The sequence below is a fragment of the Pseudomonas sp. Pseu.R1 genome (genome assembly GCF_045764065.1).
GTDB lineage: Bacteria > Pseudomonadota > Gammaproteobacteria > Pseudomonadales > Pseudomonadaceae > Aquipseudomonas.
The window spans coordinates 4,958,929-4,980,564 of the sequence record NZ_JBJGEE020000001.1 but is presented as its reverse complement, the minus strand read 5'-3'; the positions used below and the strand labels follow the sequence as shown (position 1 = coordinate 4,980,564).

Sequence of the window (21,636 nt, the reverse complement as noted above, 5' to 3'; positions counted from 1 at the left end):
GCACGCGCCCGGCTTTTTCGTTTATGGGGGACAGATCACATGAAAAAACCTGAGCAATCGGGGCCACCTGTGGTCTGATCCGGGGATGCGCGTAGCATCGTGCAAAGAAGTTCGCACAACAGCCCATCAGCAAGGAGAGCCCGCTCAAGCGTGGGCGTCATAGCCAATGCTCTATCGTCGTTTTGAAAAGCTGATCGACATTTTCCGCGAAGCACCGACCGACGCGCCGCCCAATCAGGTCGTCGCATTTTACGTGTATTACCTCAAGCAAGTCTGGCCGAGTTTTCTCGCCCTGCTGGTGGTCGGCCTGATCGGCGCGCTGATCGAGGTGTCGCTGTTCAGCTACCTGAGCCGCATCATCGACCTGGCGCAAGGCGCGCCGAACCCGAATTTCTTCAGTGATCACGCCTTCGAGCTGACGTGGATGGTGATCGTCGCATTGGTCCTGCGCCCGATTTTCGTCGGCCTGCACGACCTGCTCGTGCACCAGACGATCAGCCCCGGCATGACCAGCCTGATCAACTGGCAGAACCACACCTACGTGCTCAAGCAGAGCGTGAACTTCTTCCAGAGTGACTTCGCCGGACGCATCGCCCAGCGCATCGTGCAGACCGGTAACGCGCTGCGCGATTCGGCCGTGCAAACCGTGGACGCCATGTGGCACGTGCTGATTTACTCGATCGGCGCGCTGGTGCTCTTCGCCGAAGCCGACTGGCACCTGATGATCCCGCTGTTGAGCTGGATCGCCGGTTTCGCCCTGGCGCTGTGGTACTTCGTGCCCCGGGTCAAGGCGCGCTCAGTGGTGTCCTCAGATGCACGCTCCAAGCTGATGGGCCGCATCGTCGATGGCTACACCAACATCACCACGCTCAAGCTGTTCGCCCACACCAGTTCCGAACAACAGTACGCCCGCGAGGCGATCAGCGAACAGACCGAGAAGACTCAACTGGCCGGTCGCGTGATCACCGAAATGGACACCGTGATCACCACGCTCAACGGCATCCTGATCGTGTGGACCACGGGGCTGGCGCTGTGGCTGTGGAGTCAGTCGGTCATCTCGGTGGGCGCGATTGCCCTAGCGACCGGCCTGGTGATCCGTATCGTCAACATGTCGGGCTGGATCATGTGGGTGGTCAACGGCATCTTCGAAAACATCGGCATGGTGCAGGCCGGCTTGCAGAGCATCTCGCAACCGGTCGGCGTCACTGATCGCGACAACGCGCCGAAGCTGAACGTGAGCCGTGGCGAGGTGAAATTTGAGCACCTGAGTTTCCAGTACGCCAAGAACAAGGGCGTGATTCACAACCTGAATCTGGACATCAAACCGGGTGAGAAGATTGGCCTGATCGGGCCTTCCGGGGCGGGTAAATCGACGCTGGTGAACCTGCTGCTGCGTTTGTACGACGTACAAGGCGGTCGCATCACCATCGACGATCAAGATATCGCCCACGTCGCTCAGGAAAGCCTGCGTTCGCACATCGGCATGATTACCCAAGACACTTCGCTGCTGCATCGCTCGATCCGCGACAACTTGCTGTACGGCAAGCCCAACGCGACGGACGCTGAGCTGTGGGAGGCCATGCGCAAGGCACGGGCCGATGAGTTCATTCCGCTGCTGTCGGACTCCGAAGGCCGCACAGGGCTGGACGCTCACGTGGGCGAGCGTGGGGTGAAGCTGTCGGGCGGTCAACGGCAGCGGATCGCGATCACCCGAGTGCTGCTCAAGGACGCGCCAATCCTGATCATGGACGAGGCGACGTCAGCGCTGGACTCGGAAGTGGAGGCGGCGATTCAGGAAAGCCTGGAAACGCTGATGCAGGGCAAGACCGTCATTGCCATTGCCCACCGGCTCTCGACCATTGCGCGCATGGACCGGCTGATCGTGCTTGAAGGCGGACGTATTGCCGAGAGCGGCACCCATGCCGAGCTGCTGGCGCATAAAGGGCTGTATGCGCGGCTGTGGGCGCATCAGACCGGAGGGTTTGTGGGCGTCGAGGATTTCCCGCTCGCGCCGCAATCGCTGTAACAACGCAGAACCTGTGGGAGTGAGCTTGCTCACGAGAAGGCATTTAAAACGCTAGAGATGTAGCGGATGTACCGGCCTCTCGTGAGCAGGCTCACTCCCACAGTTGTTCCGTGTACAGATGACGCTCGGTTTCACTCCCCCTGCCGGTACGGCAGTGCTCTGCGCGCCTCTTCGGCGTAGGCCAGAATCCCCGCCCGCTCCTGCGCCAGAAAATCCGTCACCGCCTCACGCAAGCCAGGGTGCGCCAAGTAGTGCCAAGAGTGGGTGATCACCGGCTCGAAGCCGCGAATCAGCTTGTGTTCACCCTGCGCTCCCGCATCGAAACGCTGAATGCCATGAGCGATGGCGTAATCCAGCCCCTGATAAAAACACGTCTCGAAATGCAGCCGGTCGAACTCGGCCAGGCAGCCCCAGTAACGCCCGTAGAAACTGCCTCCACCGATCAGACTGAAAGCCATCGCCACCGGCCGTGCGCCCTGCCTGGCCAACACCACGCGAATCGCCTCGGGCATGCGCTCGGCCACCAGGCTGAAAAATTCGCGAGTGAGGTACGGCGCCTGCCCGCGTATCTCGTAGGTGTTCGAATAGCAGGCGTAGACGAAATCCCAATGTGCCTCGCTCAGCGCATGACCTTCCAACCATTCGAACTCAAAGCCCTGCCCCGCCACTTGCTCGCGCTCCTTGCGCATTTGTTTGCGCTTGCGAGAACTGAGAGCGTCGAGGAAATCCTGAAAGTCGCGATAGTTGCGATTTTGCCAGTGATACTGACAGCCGATGCGTTGTAACCAGCCCGGCTGCTCGGCGAGCAACGCGTCAATCACCGGTTCGGTGAAATTGACGTGCACGCTTGAGAGCCCCTCTGCCTCGGCATAACCGGGTAGACACGCGATCAGCTCACGCCCCTCTTCCGGGGTCTTCGCCAACAACCGCGGCCCGCTGACCGGGCTGAAGGGCACGGCCACCAGAAGCTTGGGGTAATAGGCAATACCCGCGCGGCGGCAGGCATCGGCCCAGCCGTGATCGAACACGTACTCGCCGTAGGAATGCCATTTACGGTAAGTCGGCAGCGCGGCGATCAAGCGGTCGTTCTCGTAGTGCAGCAGGTGCTCGGCGCGCCAGCCGGAACGAGGCCCGAGGCTGCCACTGTCTTCCAGCGAGCTAAGAAACGCATGACGCAGGAAAGGCGAATCACCGGGAATCAACACGTCCCATTCTGCGGCCGCCAGATCCGACAACCTGTCCAAACGATGCAACGACATCGACCTCTCCCCCTACCCGCCAACGTTTGCGCAGTATCACCTATTGAGAACATTTGCACATGAAATTTGCGGGACAACGCTCTAGCCCGCGGGTTCCGCAAATCATATAGATGTCATCGACATGCCATCACCTAGCCATCTCCCTGTCATAAACGATCGTGATACTGGCGCCTGTTTTTAGAACCCCACGTTCCTAAAACCTGAATTTTTTTCCGTCCATCAAACGGTCGGTTGTTCCCTGGATGGCTTTGTCATCCCTCTCATCTACGGAGATTGATATGCGTCTTGCTTCCACGAAAACTGCGGCAGCCCTGTGTGGTGGTTTGCTGCTGGCCGCCAGTGTTCCGGCCAGAGCCGCAGTCGACGCGAAACTGCTCGACATGCTCAAGGCCAACGGTTCGATTTCGCAGGCTCAATACACCGAACTGCAAACCGAACTGGCCAAGGATCAACAGGCTCAAGCACAAGCTCAGAAGGCACAGGCCGACCAGATCGCTGCTGCCACCGCCAAGTCCTCTGAACTGTCGGCGTTCGAACAGAAAGTGGCCTGGGCTGCCAAGACCCAGTTCAAAGGTGACGTTCGCGTTCGTCAGGAAACCGTCAAGATCGACGATCAGAACAACAGCCAGGATAAAAACCGTCAGCGTATCCGTGTCCGCCTGGGCGCCTATACCGACGTGACCCCGCAAGTCAGCACCGGTATCCGTATCGCCACTGGCGGCGATAACAAGGCCAACTCTACCAACGTCGACCAGAACGACTACTTCACCAAGAAAGACCTGTGGCTGGATCAAGGCTACATCGACTTCCACCCGGACGCGGTCAAGAACCTGCACCTGATCGGCGGCAAGATGCCTCAGCCGTGGGTCAGCGAAGGCGACGTCATCTGGGACGCCGACATCAACCCGGAAGGTCTGGCCGCCACTTACAGCCTGCCAGTGAGCAAGGGCTTCGAGCTGTTCGGTAGCGCGGGTACCTACACCCTCAAAGACAACATCAGCGGTGACGGCACCCAGTTCAAGAATGACCTGCGCCTGAACGCTGCTCAGTTGGGTACACGTATCGGTATCGCCGACGCGGCGAAACTGACCGTTGGTGGTTCCGTCTACCAATACTCGAACTCAAACGACTGTAACCCGGCCGCTGCCAGCACCAGCACCACGTTCTGTGGCCTGGGCATCAACGGTAACAACACCAATGACTTCCGCCTGTATGAAGGCTTCGGCCAACTGGACTTCACCGGTCTGGCAGTTCCGCTGGGCCTCTACGGCCAGTACGTGGTCAACAGCGCTACCGACAGCAACCAGGACACTGCATGGTTAGCCGGTGTAAAAACCAAAGTGCTCGGTTTTGGTCTGGACTACAACTACCGCGATACTCAGCGTAACGCAGTGGTGGGCGCGTTCACCGACTCCGACTTCGCCAACGGCACTACCGGTTCGCGCGGCCATAAGCTGAGCGTGACCTATGATGTCGACAAGAACTTCACCCTCGGCGCGACTTACTTCCTGACCAAAGCAGACTTCGCTTACTCCGGCGCACCGCGCGACGAAGACGCGAACACCCTGCAACTGGACGTGAATGCCAAGTTCTAAGAAGCACCGCCCCAAGCTTCACGTTAAAAGCTTCAAGCCCTGAGCGCTCCCTCAGGGCTTGAAGCGACTCTCACAGCCTGGTGTCGCCCTGTCGGATCCCCATCATCCGTTCCGAAAGGGCAGCCCAGGCTGTTTTTATTTCCAACATCAAAACAGATTCACACCGAACACAAAACTACTGTGGGAGTGAGGCGTCTGTCGGGTTACTTCTTACGCAAAATCACGCTACCAATCGAATACCCGGCCCCAAACGAGCTGAGCACACCCAACGCGCCGCTGGGCAAATCATCCTGGTATTTGTGAAACGCGATCACCGACCCCGCCGAACTGGTGTTGGCGTAACTGTCGAGAATCACCGGGGCCTCTTCCACAGTCGCATCACGGTCGAGCAACTTTTTCACGATCAGGTGGTTCATGCTGAGGTTGGCCTGATGCAGCCAGAAACGTTTCACATCGCTGGCATTGAGGCTGTTTTCCCCCAAGTGGGTGCCGACCAGCTCAGCCACCATCGGGCAGACTTCGCGGAATACTTTGCGGCCTTCCTGAACGAACAGCTTGTCCGGCTTGCCCTCGCCCTCTTCGGCAGCGCGATTCAGAAAGCCGAAGTTGTTGCGGATGTTGTTGGAGAAGCTGGTCAGAAGCTTGGTGCTGACGATGTCGAACTGGTGCTCGGAGGTCGCCAGATCAGCACGCTCGACGACGACCGCCGTCGCCGCATCGCCAAAAATGAAATGGCTGTCGCGGTCACGGAAGTTCAGATGGGCGGTGCAGATTTCCGGGCTGATCACCAGCAACGCTCGGGCCTGGCCCAGTTTGACGCTGTTGTAAGCCGTCTGAATCCCGAACGTGGCCGACGAGCACGCCACGTTCATGTCGAACCCGAAGCCCTGAACGCCCAGCGCCGCTTGAATCTCGATAGAGATTGCGGGGTACGCACGCTGTAGATTGGAGCAGGCGACGATCACGCCATCGATGTCGGCAGCGGTTTTGCCAGCGCGTTCCAACGCGTGCTTCGCGGCGGCGACACCCATTTCGCACAGAATCGACCACTCCTCGTTCGAGCGTTCCGGCAGGCGAGGCTTCATGCGTTGCGGGTCGAGGATGCCATCCTTGTCCATGACGAAGCGGCTTTTGATGCCGCTGGCCTTTTCGATGAAAGCAGCGCTGGATTCGGTCAACGCCTGAACTTCGCCGGCCTCGATGGCGGCAGCGTTGTCGGCGTTGAACTGCGCGACGTAGGTGTTGAACGAATTCACCAGCTCATCGTTGGAAATGCTGTTGGCCGGGGTGAAAAGCCCTGTGCCACTGATCACGACGTCGTACACGGTCGTTCCTCTCTTTTTGGATGGCAGCAGACAAAACGCCTGCGCAAGCACGGTGCTGGCTGTTTATGGAACGACAGTACCAATGCAACGATAAAAATCCCCCGCTGGCGGGAGACGGGTATTTGTAATGCGTTGCTGTTTTAGCCGCGAAGTGTGCCACAACGGCCGGAATTTGGCGCTACCGGGCAGGTGAATGGCGGCCACAAAAAAACCGCCTGGTCCGTGACCTCCAGGCGGTTTTTTTCAGACACCGAATGACCAGTGCCTGTACTGACTCGATCGCGGACGAACCTGCTCGCACAGTGACTGCGCGAGGATTTCATCCACGATGGGGTCGGATCTCTGGCCTGCACATCCGTGCAAGCCGATCAGGCTTACTTCTCGACGAAGGCGCGCTCGATCAGGTAATCACCTGGCTCGCGCATGCGTGGCGAAACGGTCAGGCCGAAGTTGTTCAGCACTTCACTGGTTTCGTCGAGCATGCTTGGGCTGCCGCACAGCATGGCGCGGTCGTCCTGCGGGTTGATCGGTGGCAGACCGATGTCGCTGAACAGCTTGCCGCTGCGCATCAGGTCGGTCAGACGGCCCTCGTTTTCGAACGGCTCGCGGGTAACGGTCGGGTAGTAGATCAGCTTGTCGCGCAGCGCTTCGCCGAAGAACTCGTTCTGCGGCAGGTGCTCGGTGATGAACTCGCGGTAGGCGACTTCGTTCACATAACGCACGCCGTGGCACAGGATGACCTTTTCGAATCGCTCATAGGTTTCAGGGTCCTGAATGACGCTCATGAATGGCGCCAGGCCAGTGCCGGTGCTCAGCAGGTACAGGTGTTTGCCAGGCTTGAGGTCGTCCAGCACCAACGTGCCGGTAGGCTTCTTGCTGATGATGATCTCGTCGCCTTCCTTCAAGTGCTGCAACTGAGACGTCAGCGGGCCGTCTGGCACCTTGATGCTGAAGAATTCCAGATGCTCTTCCCAGTTCGGGCTGGCGATAGAGTAGGCACGCATGAGCGGGCGCCCGTTTGGCTGCTGCAGACCGATCATGACGAACTGACCGTTCTCGAAGCGCAGACCTGGATCACGGGTGCACTTGAAACTGAAGAGGGTGTCGTTCCAGTGATGAACGCTGAGGACACGCTCGTGATTCATGTTGCTCATGGTACGTGGGAACTCCTGAAAATTTGCATGCGCCAGTGAAAGCGCCATTGCGCGATATTCTAGTGGCAGACACAATATCTGTTAACTGAATTATCAAGATATGGGTTATCGGTTATATAGATATGCGATTCACACTTCGTCAGTTGCAAGTATTTGTCGCCGTCGCCCAACAGGAAAGCGTTTCCCGGGCCGCCGTGCAGCTGTCGCTGTCGCAATCGGCAGCCAGCACCTCACTTACTGAGCTTGAGCGGCAATCGAGCTGCCAGTTGTTTGACCGTGCGGGCAAACGCCTGAGTCTTAACGCAACCGGTCGCCAACTGCTGCCGCAAGCCGTGGCCCTGCTCGATCAGGCCAAGGAAATCGAAGACCTGCTCAATGGCAAATCCGGGTTTGGCTCGCTGGCGGTCGGCGCCACGCTGACCATCGGCAATTATCTGGCAACGCTGCTGATCGGTAATTTCATGCAGCGTCATCCGGAAAGCCACGTGAAACTGCATGTGCAAAATACCGCCAACATCGTGCAGCAGGTCGCGCATTACGAAATCGACCTAGGCCTGATCGAAGGCGATTGCGGGCATCCGGACATTGAAGTGCAAACCTGGGTGGAAGACGAACTGGTGGTGTTCTGCGCCCCCCAACACCCGTTGGCCAAACGCGGGCAAGCAACCCTGGAGGAACTGACGCGGGAAGCCTGGATTCTTCGAGAGCAAGGGTCAGGCACGCGATTGACGTTCGATCAGGCCATGCGCCACCACCTCAACAGCCTGAACGTGCGCCTGGAGCTCGAGCACACCGAGGCCATCAAACGAGCCGTGGAATCCGGACTGGGGATTGGCTGCATATCCCGGCTGGCGCTGCGGGATGCCTTTCGACGCGGCAGCCTGGTGGCCGTGGAAACCCCGGAGCTGGATCTGGTGCGGCAGTTCTATTTTATCTGGCACAAACAGAAGTACCAGACCAACGCCATTCGCGAATTTCTCGACCTGTGCCGTTCGCTGACAGCGGGTGTGCGCCGCAGTGACGAGATCGTGCTGCCCAACATCGCCTGATCGTTCATCTCAGGATCAACGCATTCGCCAGCAAGCGGAGCGCCGCCCGGCCGTCTCCCACAGGTTCGATGTCGAAAACGAGATTTCGATTCGGTACGATCAGTGTGGAAGCCACCTCGGCGGCGAAAGCACTAGCCCAGCAGAATCAGCGCCCACACCACCGCAATCATGCTCAACGCCACGAACTGGGCCGCACTCCCCATGTCCTTGGCGTTCTTGGACAGCGGATGGCGATCCAGCGAAATCCGGTCAATCGCTGCCTCAATGGCCGAGTTCAGCAGCTCGACGATCAGCGCCAGCAGGCAGACCGCGATAAGGATCGCCCGCTCGCCGCGACTGACATGAAACAGGAACGACAGCGGGATCAGGATGACGTTGAGCAACACCAATTGACGAAAAGCCGCTTCGCCTTTGAAGGCAGCCTTCAAGCCATCGATCGAGTAACCGGAAGCGTTGAGAATACGTTTGAGGCCAGTCTGGCCTTTGAAGGGCGACGTCATAGAAGAAACTACTGATAAATGAAGACGTTGGAGGCTAGTTCAGCGGCGGTCAAAAAAGTGTGAAGAACGACCGCCGATTACGGGGATAGAGCACCGGATCCGGCTTATCCACTCGGCGAAATCGATTCCAGTTGTTGCAGCAACAGCGCGGCCTGGGTACGGGTGCGAACGTTGAGTTTGCGGAAAATCGCCGTAACGTGGGCCTTGATGGTGGCTTCAGACACATTCAGCTCGTAAGCAATCTGCTTGTTGAGCAAACCTTCGCAGACCATCGTCAAAACACGGAACTGTTGAGGCGTGAGACTGGCCAGACCTTCGCTGGCCGCTTTGGCCTCGGCGGAGACACTGACGCTTTCGTTGACCTGCGCTGGCCACCAGACATCACCGTCGAGCACCGTACGCACCGCTTGTTGAATGGTTTCCATCGAACTGGATTTTGGAATGAAACCACTGGCGCCGAACTCGCGAGACTTGACCACCACCGCGGCCTCTTCCTGCGCCGAGATCATCACGACAGGTACCTGCGGGTACTGGCCACGCAACAGGACCAAACCTGAAAAACCGTACGCCCCCGGCATGTTCAAATCGAGCAGAACCAGGTCCCAATCTGCCTTTTCGGTCAAGAGCGCTTCCAGATCGGCAATGCTCTCAGCCTCCACCAACCGGACATCAGGCCCCAAACCCAGTGTCACGGCTTGCTTCAACGCACTGCGAAACAAGGGATGGTCATCGGCGATCAGGATTTCGTAGGTCATTTCATGATCCTGTTGATGAGTGGGCGCTGACGGATTCGGCGCTCACGGCGGCGTCCAGAGACACCAGCCTTCACGATGCGTCAATCTGACGCAAACAATCACGTCCAAGGCAGACAGATTGCGGTGTTCGGCATTCACGCGGCGCCAAGAATGCCCAGCGAAGTCGGGGTGGTCAAGCCTGCCGCTTTCCGGCACAGTCTGCGGCCCTGAATATTCCGAGTGCCATCATGCAAAAACGCGCCCTGCGAGCGGACCTGCTCATGCTTCTGACCGCCATGATCTGGGGCAGTGGATTCGTCGCACAAACCGCCGGTATGGATCATATTGGCCCCTATCTTTATTCCGGACTGCGTTTTGCGCTCGGCTCGGCCTGCCTTCTGCCACTGGTCCTGCGCTGCCCTGCCAATGGCCCTCGACCCGAGCCTCTGCTGACACGGGGCCTGCTGCAAGGCGGCATCGTCATGGGGATCGCGCTGGCGCTGGGGATCAATCTGCAACAGGTGGGCCTGCTGTTCACCAGCGTCACCAACTCGGGATTCATTACCGGGCTATATGTGATTGTAGTTCCGCTTCTGGGCCTGCTCCTCGGCCATAAAACCGGAATGGGCACCTGGCTGGGCTGCCTGCTGGCGGTGCTGGGCATGTTTCTGCTGAGTGTGGGCGACAACTTTCATGTGGCGCCGGGTGACTGGTTGCAACTGATCGGCGCCTTCGTCTGGGGCGGGCACGTGATTCTGGTGGGCGTGTTCGCCAGTCGACACGACCCGATTCGCCTGGCCTTCCTGCAATTCGTCACCTGCTCAGTGGTGAGTCTGGTGCTGGCGTTGATTTTCGAACCCGTTACGCTGCGAGGCATTATCGGAGCTGGCCCTGCGCTCCTTTATGGTGGAGTGGTGGCCGTCGGCATCGGGTATACGTTGCAAGTTGTCGCACAGAAAGACGCGATCGCCTCCCACGCCGCGATCATCTTGTCGCTGGAGGCTGTATTCGCCGCCATTGCCGGAGCGTGGATTCTCGGTGAGGCCCTGCAATTGCGTGGGTATGTCGGTTGCGCGTTGATGATGGCCGGGATGCTGTTGGCACAGTTGTGGCCGAGGAAAGTACACGCCTGAGCAATACCTGTCGGATATCCCTCAATCTGTGGGAGCCGGCTTGCTGGCAAACCGTGCGTATCAGTCACCTCATGAGGCACTGACCCACCGCTTTCGCCAGCACGCCAGCTCCTACAAAGGTTGCGACCTCAGCATGGCTGAATGAAAGGCTTCAGGCAGCTGTGCGGCGCATCTTCCGGATCGATCAGCAACTGAAACTTCGCGCCCAGATAATGGGCGCTGAATACATCCAGGTATGCATCCAACACTTCAGCCGCTTGCTGATCACCCGCCAGTTCCAGACACAGAGCCGCCACCTCCGCTGTACAAAAATGGTCATCGCGCTTGGAACGACGCAAGCGATAGCGTGACATCTGCTCCGGTTCCAGACTGAGCACCGGCAAGCGGTCCAGGTAAGGGCTTTTGCGGAACATCTTGCGCGCTTCGGGCCAAGTGGCATCAAGCAGGATGAACAGCGGTCGCTTGCCCGGCGCCAGGTTAACCTCTGTCACGACTCGCTCACTCGCCACGAACTCACCTGGAAACACGATGTAAGGCTGCCACTGCGGGTCGTCCAGCAGCGCGGGCAGCCGCTCATCCACCTCCGTGCGCGACCAGCCAAAGGCTTCGGTGTCTTGAATCACATCAGCGATGAGCCAGCCGGTATTGGTGGGCTTGAGCGGCTCGGTGTCGTACATCAACAGGCACACGGCCGATTTGGCCTCGACCGTGGGCTTCCACTTGCACAGACAATAGCTTTCGATCACCCGACATCTCGGGCAACGAGGTGCACGCGAGCCTCTGGCAATGAAAGGTTTGGTACTGCGAGCCAGTCGTTCAGCACGTAACCGCGAGACGGCATGACTCATAAGAAAGCGCACCCCAATAATGGCAATGGGCAGCAGGAGAACAGCGGCACGACGAACATCCGGCAGTGAAAAAGTGGGCGCAGTCTACCAGAGGCGCCCGTCTCTCTGGTGTCCGGCTCGCTGGTGACAGCCGAGGTGACTCACTTATACTGCACGGCCTCTAAAGCCCCAGTCACCAGTGAACGCCCGTGGCCTCTGCCGGTCCAACGACGTTCACTGCCCCAGGAGAATCCAATGCTGCGCCTCATCGCCCCCGCCCTCACGCTTTTGCTCGTCGCTCCGCTGAGCGCCAACGCGGCGTCCAAAGCGGATTACGAACTGAACAAAGAGCTGGAAAAAGTCGCGGCGCAAAGCAATGTCGGCAAGCCGAACGCGATCAGCGAGGACATCCTTGACGAAGGTTACACCGTCGACGGTCGCGTACTGATCAACCATCTCAGTGTTCAGGCTGGGCAGGCGCAGCAGATGCGCGAAAACCCTGAGCTGATGGGCCGTCAATTGGGAACCAGCGTTTGCCGTAATACGGGTTTCCGCCAGTTGCTGGCCAAGGGGGCGGTATTGCGCTACGAGTTCAAGGAATACAAGACCAACCGCCCAATCACCACCCAGCAACTCACCGCTGCCGATTGTGCCGCTAAGCCGCCCGTCAAGAAGAAGTAAACTCAGGTATCAGGAGGCTGCGCGCCGCTGCTGATCCTCCGCGCGCAGCTCTGCCACCAACGCCTGAAGGTAATAGGACCGTCTCCCCGTCTGACTCAGGCGCCTGAGGCATTCTTGCTCCAGCGTAGTACGGTGTTGGCGCGCGGCCTCGGTCAGTGAACGAAACAATTCCTGATCGACTTCCAGTCTGATGATTTCCATTTCATCTCTCCATCGGCTGCCCATCCTCACATGAGGGAACAGCATACCTCGATGACTTCTGGTCACTGCTCCAAAGGCAACGACGCTATCCAGGTCGCAATGGCGTCTACCTGCCATCACTCTTCAGTAAATCAGAGCCTGCAAACGCAATCGGATTGGCCGACGAGCGGAAAAACATTCACTGCGATACGCAAACAGTCGTTGCCAGCCTGCCGCTTCGGGCACATCATCAAGCCATCGACTTTACGAATGGTCATGTTTTCGTCATGCATTCGAGGCAAAAGGGGGTTGCCTGTCGCGATCGTTGCGCTCAATGTTTTTTTCTTTTCAACCAAGGACATAGGCAGAATCAGCGTGGCATCCCTGTTGCCATCCCGTATCTGTACCGCGCCCGTGAAGGGCGATGAGCAGCGACGCATGAAGCGTCGTGATCCTGTCGAGATGGACAGGGTCGATGATTCTGCACAAGGAGAAAGCCTGAATGCCTTACGTACCGAATGACGCATTGTCGCGTCACTTTCAAAGCAATGGACTCGACCTCACCCAGCAGGTCGAAGCACAACTCGCCCTCGTCGCACCCAATAGCCCAAACCTTCCGCTCTACCGCGACATGATGCTCACCGTTCTGCGCATGGCTCAGGACGATCGCAATCGCTGGAACGCCAAGATCGTGCTCCAGGCCCTGCGCGAACTGGACAACGCCTTTCGCGTGCTGGAACAGTTCCGAGGCCGCCGCAAAGTCACCGTATTCGGATCGGCCCGTACGCCTGCTGAACATCCCATGTACGCGCTCGCCCGAGACCTGGGCATGAAACTCGCAGCATCCGATCTCATGGTCATTACCGGTGCCGGTGGCGGCATCATGGCAGCAGCCCATGAAGGTGCAGGTCTGGATCACAGCCTGGGATTCAATATCACACTGCCGTTCGAACAACACGCGAACGCCACCGTCGATGGTACGGGCAATCTCCTGCCCTTCCATTTCTTCTTCACTCGCAAGCTGTTCTTCGTCAAGGAGGCCGATGCACTGGTGCTCTGCCCCGGTGGTTTCGGCACGCTGGATGAAGCACTGGAAGTGCTGACGCTCATTCAGACCGGCAAAAGCCCCCTGGTTCCGGTTGTTTTGCTGGATGCGCCGGGTGGCACGTTCTGGGAAGGCGCGCTGAACTTCATCAAGCATGAACTGGAAGACAATCGCTACATCCTGCCCACCGACATGAACCTGCTCAAACTGGTGTACAGCGCAGATGAAGCCGTTGACGAAATCAACCAGTTCTACAGCAACTTCCACTCAAGCCGCTGGCTGAAAAACACCTTCGTCATTCGTATGCACCATGCGCTGACCGAAGAGGCGCTGGCTCACATGCAACAGGCTTTCGCTGACCTGCGTCTGAGCGAGGACTTCCAACAGTACAGCCATCAGGACGAATACGACGAAGCGCAGTTCAGCCACCTCACCCGATTGGCGTTCAAGTTCAACGGGCGGGACCATGGGCGTCTTCGAGCTTTGGTCAATTACCTCAACCAGAGCGAAAACTGGGCTAAACCTGTCCAGCCTCAACAGGTTCGCGGGCGAGAGCCGCTGAAAACTATCTGACGCCTTCCTTCATAGCAGCACGGCTTGCCGACAGTGACGGAGTATCAGCCAACGTTCGAGGCTGACACTGCGCTGCCGTCGGCAAGATGGACGGCTACAGGATGGTGTGTACCGATCGAGCGAGAATCAGATCAATAGTCGTCCCGGCCCTTGCCGCTCAGCAACCGGTTGATGAGTTCCGGAGGAAATCCTCTGTAGCTCAAAAAGCGCACTTGCTGCCCACGTTCTCTGGCGTCCAAGGGGAGTTTCCCACCGAACTTGCGCTGCCAGGACTCTTCAAGTTTCTCACGCCAGTCGATACCGCATTCGCGAAGCGCCTGCTCGATGTCGGAACGCTGCAGCCCACGCTGTCCCAGTTCTTCGCGAATACGCAAAGGTCCATAGCCCGAACGGGCGCGGTAGGAAACAAAGCTTTCAAGATAACGGGATTCGGACAGCAGCCCCTCTTCCGTCAAACGGTCGAGAGCCGCTTCGATCAACTCAGGGGAGGCGCCGCGCTGACGCAGCTTGCGCGTCAGCTCGACTCGACCGTGCTCGCGTCGTGCGAGCAGGTCCATTGCAGTACGCCGTACAGCGACGGGCGTATCAAGCACTACCGACATGGCTGCGATCAGATGTCAGCGTCTTCGACTTCAGCCATATCGTCTTCGGCAACACGAGACGATTGAGCTTTGACACCTGGAGAGGTGTTCAGCAGTTTTTCGCGGATTTGCTTCTCCAGGGTCGCACCGATTTCCGGGTTGTCCTGCAGGAACTTCGCCGAGTTGGCCTTACCCTGACCGATCTTGTTGCCTTGGTAGCTGTACCAGGCACCGGATTTCTCCAACAGGCCATGCAGTACACCCAAGTCGATGATCTCACCATTACGATAGATACCCTTGCCGTACAGGATCTGGAATTCAGCCTGACGGAACGGAGGGGAAACCTTGTTTTTCACGACTTTGACGCGGGTTTCACTACCGACCACTTCGTCACCATCCTTGACAGCACCCGTGCGGCGGATGTCCAGACGTACCGATGCGTAGAACTTCAGCGCGTTACCACCGGTGGTGGTTTCCGGGCTACCGAACATGACGCCGATCTTCATACGGATCTGGTTGATGAAGATGACGAGGCAGTTGGCGTTCTTGATGTTACCGGTGATTTTACGCAGTGCCTGAGACATCAGACGGGCCTGTAGGCCGACGTGCATGTCGCCCATTTCACCTTCGATTTCAGCTTTCGGCACCAGCGCGGCCACGGAGTCGACGACGATTACGTCGATGGCGTTGGAGCGCACCAGCATGTCGGTGATTTCCAGTGCCTGCTCGCCGGTATCCGGCTGCGAAACCAGCAGGTCATCAACGTTGACGCCCAACTTGCCTGCATACTCAGGATCAAGTGCGTGTTCAGCGTCGACGAACGCACAGGTGGCGCCCATCTTTTGCGCTTCAGCGATGACCGACAGGGTCATGGTGGTTTTACCGGACGACTCAGGACCGTAGATTTCAACGATCCGGCCTTTTGGCAGGCCGCCGATACCCAGTGCGATATCGAGACCCAGAGAGCCGGTGGAGATAGCAGGAATAGCCTGGCGGTCGTGGTCGCCCATGCGCATTACGGCGCCTTTGCCGAACTGACGCTCGATCTGACCCAAGGCCGCAGCCAAGGCTTTCTTCTTGTTGTCGTCCATTGAAGTCCTCTCGTAATCGGTTAGGCCTCACGGCCGATTTAACTGTATAAGTGAACAGTATTATTCCACAGGGTTGAGCGCGCGCCTACCCCCGATTTGGTATTTCTCCGCGAGTGAGCTGAATCAGCCCCTCTAGCGCGGCCTTCACCGTTTGTCGGCGTACTGCATCACGGTCACCACTGAACTGAAAGCGTTGCGCAATCCGCTGCTCCCCCGCCCCCCAGCAGATCCAGACCGTCCCCACGGGCTTCTCCGCCGAACCGCCATCAGGACCGGCAACGCCACTGACGGCTACCGAAAATGTCGCAGCACTTTTGGCCTGCGCACCACGCGCCATCGCCTCGACGACCTCCTGACTGACAGCACCCACACGGGCGAACAACTCCTGAGGGACATCCAGTTGACGCGTCTTCTGATGGTTGGAGTAGGTGACGTAACCAGCTTCGAACCAGACCGAACTTCCGGGGATGCGCGTGATGGCCTCGGCAATTCCGCCACCGGTACAGGATTCAGCCGTACTGACCTGGGCTTGAACAGCAAGAAGACGTTGGCCAAGGGTCGCAGCCAGTTGAGTAATCTCGTCCACAGAATGCACTCCGTTGGGTTCAGGCGATGGGCACACGCTACACGAGCGCGGCCGATGCGCAAGGCGAGGCACGGCTCGATACGAACCGTGCCTGCCGATATTCACTTCGATGGTCTCTTTTCGGGGCATGGCTTCTTGACCGTTTCGATCACGGTTTCCCGAGGCCGCTGCCGCGCTTCGTCGAGAGTGATGAAGCGCCCGTTGGTTGAATCCCTTGCGCGTTTACGTCGCATATAAAGTCCTTTTATTGACAGGTCTGCCCGGAATCGGACAGTCGCCTCGACAGCCTAGACACCTCTTGGCGCCTTATGTCGATCTGGAAATGAGTCGTGACGAATCCGCCGACTCGGCGCCCGGCAGGCACGCGTGGTAACCTTGCCGCCATCGCAAAAGCAATCGGATCTGACGTCAACCCACGTAGGTGGTGTTCCACGCAGTGCCCCATATTTGCCCCAATCTCCCAACGAATTTTCCTAAACCACTGATGAACAAAGCAATTTCTGATCTCTCCGCGCACACCCCCATGATGCAGCAGTATTGGAAGCTGAAGAATCAGCATCCAGACCAATTGATGTTCTACCGAATGGGCGACTTCTACGAGATCTTCTACGAAGACGCGAAAAAAGCCGCCAAATTGCTGGACATCACTCTCACCGCACGCGGGCAGTCGGCCGGTCAGAGCATTCCCATGTGTGGCATCCCGTATCACGCTGCCGAGGGTTACCTGGCCAAGCTGGTGAAGCTGGGCGAGTCGGTGGTCATTTGTGAGCAGATCGGCGATCCGGCTACCAGCAAAGGCCCGGTCGAACGTCAGGTCGTGCGCATCATCACGCCAGGCACGGTGAGCGACGAGGCCCTGCTCGACGAGCGCCGCGACAACCTGATCGCTGCCGTGCTGGGCGACGAGCGTCTGTTTGGCCTTGCCGTGCTGGATATCACCAGTGGCAATTTCACCGTTCAGGAAATCAAGGGCTGGGAGAACCTGCTGGCCGAGCTTGATCGCCTGAACCCTGCCGAACTGTTGATTCCGGACGACTGGCCACAAGGATTACCCGCCGAAAAACGGCGTGGCTCGCGCCGCCGGGCGCCATGGGATTTCGAACGTGATTCAGCCCATAAAAGTCTGTGTCAGCAGTTTTCGACGCAGGACCTGAAAGGCTTCGGCTGCGAAACGCTGACCTTGGCCATCGGTGCTGCGGGCTGCCTGCTGGGCTACGCCAAGGAAACCCAGCGCACTGCTCTTCCGCACCTGCGCAGCCTGCGCCATGAGCGTATGGATGACACTGTCATTCTGGACGGCGCCAGCCGCCGTAATCTGGAACTGGACACCAATTTGGCAGGCGGCCGTGACAACACGTTGCAATCGGTCATGGACCGTTGCCAAACCGCGATGGCCACTCGCCTGCTGACCCGCTGGCTGAACCGGCCTTTGCGCGACCTTAACGTGTTGCAGGCACGTCAGGAATCGATCAGTTGTTTCCTTGAGCGCTACCGCTTCGAAAATCTGCAGCCTCAATTGAAGGAGATCGGGGACATCGAGCGCATTCTGGCGCGCATCGGGCTGCGCAATGCGCGCCCACGGGATCTTGCACGTTTGCGCGATGCACTGGGCGCCTTGCCAGAACTGCAAATGGCCTTGAGCGAGCTAGAAGCCCCGCACATTCAGCAACTGGCCAAGACTACCAGTACCTATCCAGAGCTGGCGGATTTGCTGCAACGGGCGATCATCGATAACCCGCCGGCGGTCATCCGTGATGGCGGCGTTCTCAAGACCGGGTATGACGCCGAACTCGACGAATTGCTCTCGCTGAGTGAAAACGCCGGGCAATTCCTGATTGACCTGGAAGCACGCGAGAAAGCCCGCACCGGCCTGGCCAATCTGAAAGTCGGCTACAACCGTGTCCATGGCTATTTCATCGAGCTGCCGAGCAAACAGGCCGAACAGGCGCCCGCCGATTACATTAGACGCCAGACCCTCAAGGGCGCCGAGCGCTTCATCACTCCCGAACTGAAAGAATTCGAAGACAAGGCGCTGTCCGCGAAAAGCCGGGCGCTGGCACGGGAAAAAATGCTGTACGAGGTGTTGCTGGAGGACCTCATCGGCCATCTGGCGCCGTTGCAGGACACCGCCGCGGCACTGGCGGAACTGGACGTGCTGAGCAACCTGGCCGAGCGGGCGCTGAATCTGGACCTGAATCGCCCTCGCTTCACCGACGAGCCGTGCATGCGCATCGAGCAAGGTCGCCACCCGGTGGTCGAGCAGGTGCTGTCGTCGCCGTTCGTGGCCAACGACCTGGATTTGAATGACAACACGCGCATGCTGGTCATCACCGGTCCGAACATGGGCGGTAAATCTACCTATATGCGCCAGACCGCGTTGATCGTGCTGCTCGCCCACATCGGCAGCTTTGTGCCCGCCGCGAGTTGCGAACTGTCGCTGGTGGACCGCATTTTTACCCGCATCGGCTCCAGTGACGACTTGGCGGGCGGCCGCTCCACCTTCATGGTGGAAATGAGCGAAACCGCCAACATTCTGCACAACGCCACCGACAAGAGCCTGGTGTTGATGGATGAAGTCGGTCGGGGCACCAGCACCTTCGATGGTCTTTCGCTGGCTTGGGCTGCGGCAGAATGTCTCGCCCAGTTGCGCGCTTATACCCTGTTCGCGACGCACTATTTCGAGCTGACCGTACTGCCGGAAAGCGAGCCGCTGGTGGCCAACGTGCATCTGAATGCGACAGAGCACAACGAACGCATCGTGTTTCTGCACCGCGTACTGCCAGGCCCGGCCAGCCAAAGCTACGGCCTCGCCGTGGCCCAGTTGGCGGGGGTTCCAGGCAAGGTGATCACCCGCGCCAAGGAGCATTTGCAGCGTCTGGAAACCACCAGCCTGCCCCACGAGCAGCCCAAACCGAAACCCGGCAAAGCGCCAGCACCGCAGCAGGCTGACATGTTTGCCTCGCTGCCCCATCCGGTGCTGGAGGAGCTGTCGAAGCTGAAAATCGACGACATGACGCCGCGCCAAGCTATCGAATGGTTATATGGACTGCAAAACCGGATCTAACGGTGTTCGTAACAAGCTGTTAGAATCCCGCGCGGTTTGGGCGCAGTAAGGGCGATCAGCCTGCTGCTGGATATCCGAGCCGCGTTCGAGCACCACCGAACCAAAGCCATACCCTCATGCCCCATGGGCATGTGTTGAGCTGGTGGTGTTGCGAATGGCCCGGGAATGTCCCCGACCGAGCAACCCTGACGTGAGGGGCTCTGCTGCCGCCGCCTGAGGAGAGAATTAGAAATGACCTTCGTCGTCACCGACAACTGCATCAAGTGCAAGTACACCGACTGCGTAGAAGTCTGTCCGGTGGACTGCTTCTACGAAGGCCCGAACTTCCTGGTGATTCACCCGGATGAGTGCATCGATTGCGCACTGTGCGAGCCTGAGTGCCCTGCCGTAGCGATTTTCTCGGAAGACGAGATCCCGGCTGGTATGGAGAATTTCATCGAGCTGAACGCTGAATTGGCGGATATCTGGCCAAACGTCACCGAGCGCAAGGATCCGCTGCCGGATGCTGCAGAGTGGGACGGCAAGACGGGCAAGATTGAACACCTGGAGCGCTAAGCTCAGGCTGCACATGCAAAAGGCCCTTTGGGGCCTTTTTGCATTTTTGGCGTGAGCGCCCTGCCAGGGTTCGCGGGCAAAAAAATGGGGAGCGGTTTGAGCCGCCCCCCATTTTCGTAATCCCTTCAGTCCTTTTTCATCATCCTGATGAATCGCTTCCTGCGATGTCCCTGAGCAGTCTTCCTTGACCGCCTGTGCCAATCCGTCGGCACAGTTATGATATTAGTGATTTCCAGACTCAGGGCAATAGGGCCTCGCTCTCACAAAAATTAACAACATCGAATCAATCAAAAAATAAACTTCCATCTATTCAAACACATAACAATTATCCTTCACCCGTAGCGGCTTCTGTCGGTCAACGGGAAGCGCTTTTTCTGACAACACACGTAAGAAAAAACCTACAACTAAAGTTATATATTCCTACACAAATTAGACATATTAAACCCACCATATAGGCAGCGACAAAAAACCCATTGCTTCGTCTAATAATCATTAAATAGCCAGCATAAAAAAGCCCCGAACAATCGGGGCTTTTAATTGACGCCATATAGCCATCCTTAGCGATAACAACGGCTCCCGTCCTTATTGAAACAATGACTCACTGGACAGCCCATTTTTCTCAAGGATTTCTCGCAGGCGCTTGAGCCCTTCGACCTGGATCTGCCTGACACGCTCACGCGTAAGCCCAATCTCAAGCCCCACATCTTCCAGCGTGCTGCTCTCGTGCCCGCGCAAGCCAAAGCGACGGACCACTACTTCACGCTGCTTGTCGGTCAGCTCGGACAGCCATTGATCGATGCTCTGGGACAGGTCATCGTCCTGCAGCAGCTCACAGGGATCGGTTGGGCGATCGTCCGTCAGCGTGTCGAGCAAGGTCTTGTCGGAGTCCGGGCCCAGCGAGACGTCCACGGAGGAAACGCGTTCATTGAGTCCCAACATGCGCTTGACCTCACCCACCGGCTTCTCAAGCAGATTGGCGATCTCTTCAGGGGAAGGTTCGTGATCGAGCTTCTGAGTCAACTCACGCGCCGCGCGCAAATAGACATTCAGTTCCTTGACCACGTGAATCGGCAGGCGGATGGTCCGCGTCTGATTCATGATGGCGCGTTCGATGGTCTGACGAATCCACCAGGTCGCGTAGGTGGAGAAGCGGAAGCCGCGTTCCGGATCGAATTTTTCGACCGCTCGAATGAGGCCGAGATTGCCCTCTTCGATCAGGTCCAGCAATGACAGGCCACGATTGACATAACGTCTGGCGATTTTGACCACCAGCCGCAGATTGCTTTCAATCATGCGTTTGCGCCCAGCCGGATCACCCTTTTGCGACAGACGCGCAAAATGGACTTCTTCTTCCGGGGACAGCAGCGGCGAAAAGCCGATTTCGTTGAGGTAAAGCTGCGTGGCGTCGAGCGCTCGGGTGTAGTCGATGTACTTGTGTTGCTTGAGTGCTGCAGAGTTTTTGGTCTTCGCACGAACAGAAGGTGAAGCTGGCTTCTCATCCGTTGCAGAATCCAGGACGATCCCGTGCTCCATGAGGAGAACTTCGTCGTCTACGTCAAACTCCGGCACTTCTCTGTTGAGAGCCATTGTTATAGTCCTTTGATGAGTTCGACCTCAAGCTCCAGCAACGCCCTTTTCCTTGGCATCGCTTGAGCCTGTCCCCTCTACGACAGGACAG

Annotated in this window: 20 protein-coding genes; 9 read left to right on the top strand and 11 right to left on the bottom strand. The window is 58.1% G+C overall.

The genetic code is table 11. From position 1 onward, the window contains the following. Positions 1–166 precede the first annotated feature (166 nt). Positions 167–2,026: an ABC transporter ATP-binding protein gene (locus ACI5GA_RS22660; RefSeq protein WP_421424325.1), complete on the top strand. Its 1,860-nt coding sequence runs from the start codon at positions 167–169 to the stop codon at positions 2,024–2,026. A 131-nt stretch (positions 2,027–2,157) separates the two neighbouring features. Here the strand turns inward: ACI5GA_RS22660 and ACI5GA_RS22655 are convergent, their stop codons facing one another. Further along, a complete protein-coding gene (locus ACI5GA_RS22655; protein ID WP_421424322.1) occupies positions 2,158–3,285 on the bottom strand; it encodes a GNAT family N-acetyltransferase in 1,128 nt (375 codons plus the stop codon). A 278-nt stretch (positions 3,286–3,563) separates the two neighbouring features. Here ACI5GA_RS22655 and ACI5GA_RS22650 point away from each other — a divergent pair, with 278 nt between their 5' ends. Further along, positions 3,564–4,880, top strand: a complete 1,317-nt coding sequence (locus tag ACI5GA_RS22650; RefSeq protein ID WP_421424320.1) for a putative porin — start codon at positions 3,564–3,566, stop codon at positions 4,878–4,880. A gap of 203 nt (positions 4,881–5,083) precedes the next feature. Here the strand turns inward: ACI5GA_RS22650 and ACI5GA_RS22645 are convergent, their stop codons facing one another. Beyond that, positions 5,084–6,205, bottom strand: coding sequence for a beta-ketoacyl-ACP synthase III (locus tag ACI5GA_RS22645; protein ID WP_421424319.1), 1,122 nt, complete (start codon positions 6,203–6,205; stop codon positions 5,084–5,086). Positions 6,206–6,579: 374 nt separating this feature from the next. Further along, positions 6,580–7,359: a ferredoxin--NADP reductase gene (locus ACI5GA_RS22640; RefSeq protein ID WP_210040485.1), complete on the bottom strand. Its 780-nt coding sequence runs from the start codon at positions 7,357–7,359 to the stop codon at positions 6,580–6,582. Positions 7,360–7,481: 122 nt separating this feature from the next. On the opposite strand from ACI5GA_RS22640, the gene ACI5GA_RS22635 reads away from it, so the two are divergent. Next, the gene (locus ACI5GA_RS22635; RefSeq protein WP_404638440.1) at positions 7,482–8,408 is read left to right on the top strand and encodes a LysR family transcriptional regulator; all 927 of its coding nucleotides are present in this window, start codon (positions 7,482–7,484) and stop codon (positions 8,406–8,408) included. 131 nt (positions 8,409–8,539) lie between these two features. Here ACI5GA_RS22635 and ACI5GA_RS22630 read toward each other — a convergent pair whose 3' ends face one another. Together ACI5GA_RS22630 and erdR are read right to left on the bottom strand one after the other, a co-directional pair. After that, positions 8,540–8,908, bottom strand: coding sequence for a diacylglycerol kinase (locus ACI5GA_RS22630; RefSeq protein WP_404638438.1), 369 nt, complete (start codon positions 8,906–8,908; stop codon positions 8,540–8,542). Between the two features lie 104 nt (positions 8,909–9,012). Next, positions 9,013–9,663, bottom strand: coding sequence for a response regulator transcription factor ErdR (erdR, locus tag ACI5GA_RS22625; RefSeq protein WP_404638436.1), 651 nt, complete (start codon positions 9,661–9,663; stop codon positions 9,013–9,015). 227 nt (positions 9,664–9,890) lie between these two features. On the opposite strand from erdR, the gene ACI5GA_RS22620 reads away from it, so the two are divergent. Next, positions 9,891–10,775: a DMT family transporter gene (locus ACI5GA_RS22620; RefSeq protein WP_421424318.1), complete on the top strand. Its 885-nt coding sequence runs from the start codon at positions 9,891–9,893 to the stop codon at positions 10,773–10,775. 128 nt (positions 10,776–10,903) lie between these two features. Here ACI5GA_RS22620 and ACI5GA_RS22615 read toward each other — a convergent pair whose 3' ends face one another. Beyond that, positions 10,904–11,623, bottom strand: coding sequence for a tRNA-uridine aminocarboxypropyltransferase (locus ACI5GA_RS22615; protein WP_421424316.1), 720 nt, complete (start codon positions 11,621–11,623; stop codon positions 10,904–10,906). 234 nt (positions 11,624–11,857) lie between these two features. On the opposite strand from ACI5GA_RS22615, the gene ACI5GA_RS22610 reads away from it, so the two are divergent. Then, positions 11,858–12,283, top strand: a complete 426-nt coding sequence (locus tag ACI5GA_RS22610; protein ID WP_404638430.1) for a PA3611 family quorum-sensing-regulated virulence factor — start codon at positions 11,858–11,860, stop codon at positions 12,281–12,283. 9 nt (positions 12,284–12,292) lie between these two features. On the opposite strand, the gene ACI5GA_RS22605 is transcribed toward ACI5GA_RS22610, so the two are convergent. Further along, a complete protein-coding gene (locus ACI5GA_RS22605) occupies positions 12,293–12,484 on the bottom strand; it encodes a hypothetical protein (RefSeq protein ID WP_404638428.1) in 192 nt (63 codons plus the stop codon). 51 nt (positions 12,485–12,535) lie between these two features. Between ACI5GA_RS22605 and ACI5GA_RS22600 the strand changes: the two genes are divergently transcribed. Both ACI5GA_RS22600 and ACI5GA_RS22595 read left to right on the top strand, forming a co-directional pair. Then, positions 12,536–12,985 (top strand): hypothetical protein, encoded by a 450-nt coding sequence (locus tag ACI5GA_RS22600; RefSeq protein ID WP_404638426.1) that lies wholly within the window; start codon positions 12,536–12,538, stop codon positions 12,983–12,985. Beyond that, on the top strand, positions 12,966–14,081 hold the full coding sequence (locus ACI5GA_RS22595; RefSeq protein ID WP_404638424.1) for an LOG family protein: 1,116 nt from the start codon (positions 12,966–12,968) through the stop codon (positions 14,079–14,081). Before ACI5GA_RS22600 ends, ACI5GA_RS22595 begins: the two co-directional genes overlap by 20 nt. Before the next feature lie 131 nt (positions 14,082–14,212). Here ACI5GA_RS22595 and recX read toward each other — a convergent pair whose 3' ends face one another. The 3 genes from recX to ACI5GA_RS22580 form a co-directional block, all read right to left on the bottom strand. Beyond that, positions 14,213–14,683, bottom strand: coding sequence for a recombination regulator RecX (gene recX, locus ACI5GA_RS22590; RefSeq protein ID WP_404638422.1), 471 nt, complete (start codon positions 14,681–14,683; stop codon positions 14,213–14,215). Positions 14,684–14,691: 8 nt separating this feature from the next. Continuing rightward, entirely contained in the window at positions 14,692–15,753 is a 1,062-nt protein-coding gene (gene recA, locus ACI5GA_RS22585; protein ID WP_404638420.1) for a recombinase RecA, read from the bottom strand. 85 nt (positions 15,754–15,838) lie between these two features. Next, the gene (locus ACI5GA_RS22580; protein ID WP_404638418.1) at positions 15,839–16,339 is read right to left on the bottom strand and encodes a CinA family protein; all 501 of its coding nucleotides are present in this window, start codon (positions 16,337–16,339) and stop codon (positions 15,839–15,841) included. Between the two features lie 496 nt (positions 16,340–16,835). On the opposite strand from ACI5GA_RS22580, the gene mutS reads away from it, so the two are divergent. Together mutS and fdxA are read left to right on the top strand one after the other, a co-directional pair. After that, entirely contained in the window at positions 16,836–19,403 is a 2,568-nt protein-coding gene (gene mutS, locus ACI5GA_RS22575) for a DNA mismatch repair protein MutS (RefSeq protein ID WP_421425514.1), read from the top strand. A gap of 231 nt (positions 19,404–19,634) precedes the next feature. Then, positions 19,635–19,958, top strand: a complete 324-nt coding sequence (fdxA, locus tag ACI5GA_RS22570; RefSeq protein WP_404638416.1) for a ferredoxin FdxA — start codon at positions 19,635–19,637, stop codon at positions 19,956–19,958. A gap of 582 nt (positions 19,959–20,540) precedes the next feature. On the opposite strand, the gene rpoS is transcribed toward fdxA, so the two are convergent. Further along, a complete protein-coding gene (gene rpoS / locus ACI5GA_RS22565; RefSeq protein ID WP_404638414.1) occupies positions 20,541–21,545 on the bottom strand; it encodes an RNA polymerase sigma factor RpoS in 1,005 nt (334 codons plus the stop codon). Positions 21,546–21,636: the final 91 nt, after the last annotated feature.

Excerpts from the sequence above, each read along its gene's own strand:
- ACI5GA_RS22660 (WP_421424325.1), top strand. The coding sequence starts at position 167 with ATGCTCTATCGTCGTTTTGAAAAGCTGATCGACATTTTCCGCGAAGCA.
- ACI5GA_RS22655 (WP_421424322.1), bottom strand. The coding sequence starts at position 3,285 with ATGTCGTTGCATCGTTTGGACAGGTTGTCGGATCTGGCGGCCGCAGAA.
- ACI5GA_RS22650 (WP_421424320.1), top strand. The coding sequence starts at position 3,564 with ATGCGTCTTGCTTCCACGAAAACTGCGGCAGCCCTGTGTGGTGGTTTG.
- ACI5GA_RS22640 (WP_210040485.1), bottom strand. The coding sequence starts at position 7,359 with ATGAGCAACATGAATCACGAGCGTGTCCTCAGCGTTCATCACTGGAAC.
- ACI5GA_RS22635 (WP_404638440.1), top strand. The coding sequence starts at position 7,482 with ATGCGATTCACACTTCGTCAGTTGCAAGTATTTGTCGCCGTCGCCCAA.
- ACI5GA_RS22630 (WP_404638438.1), bottom strand. The coding sequence starts at position 8,908 with ATGACGTCGCCCTTCAAAGGCCAGACTGGCCTCAAACGTATTCTCAAC.
- erdR (WP_404638436.1), bottom strand. The coding sequence starts at position 9,663 with ATGACCTACGAAATCCTGATCGCCGATGACCATCCCTTGTTTCGCAGT.
- ACI5GA_RS22620 (WP_421424318.1), top strand. The coding sequence starts at position 9,891 with ATGCAAAAACGCGCCCTGCGAGCGGACCTGCTCATGCTTCTGACCGCC.
- ACI5GA_RS22615 (WP_421424316.1), bottom strand. The coding sequence starts at position 11,623 with ATGAGTCATGCCGTCTCGCGGTTACGTGCTGAACGACTGGCTCGCAGT.
- ACI5GA_RS22610 (WP_404638430.1), top strand. The coding sequence starts at position 11,858 with ATGCTGCGCCTCATCGCCCCCGCCCTCACGCTTTTGCTCGTCGCTCCG.
- ACI5GA_RS22605 (WP_404638428.1), bottom strand. The coding sequence starts at position 12,484 with ATGGAAATCATCAGACTGGAAGTCGATCAGGAATTGTTTCGTTCACTG.
- ACI5GA_RS22600 (WP_404638426.1), top strand. The coding sequence starts at position 12,536 with ATGACTTCTGGTCACTGCTCCAAAGGCAACGACGCTATCCAGGTCGCA.
- ACI5GA_RS22595 (WP_404638424.1), top strand. The coding sequence starts at position 12,966 with ATGCCTTACGTACCGAATGACGCATTGTCGCGTCACTTTCAAAGCAAT.
- recX (WP_404638422.1), bottom strand. The coding sequence starts at position 14,683 with ATGTCGGTAGTGCTTGATACGCCCGTCGCTGTACGGCGTACTGCAATG.
- recA (WP_404638420.1), bottom strand. The coding sequence starts at position 15,753 with ATGGACGACAACAAGAAGAAAGCCTTGGCTGCGGCCTTGGGTCAGATC.
- fdxA (WP_404638416.1), top strand. The coding sequence starts at position 19,635 with ATGACCTTCGTCGTCACCGACAACTGCATCAAGTGCAAGTACACCGAC.
- rpoS (WP_404638414.1), bottom strand. The coding sequence starts at position 21,545 with ATGGCTCTCAACAGAGAAGTGCCGGAGTTTGACGTAGACGACGAAGTT.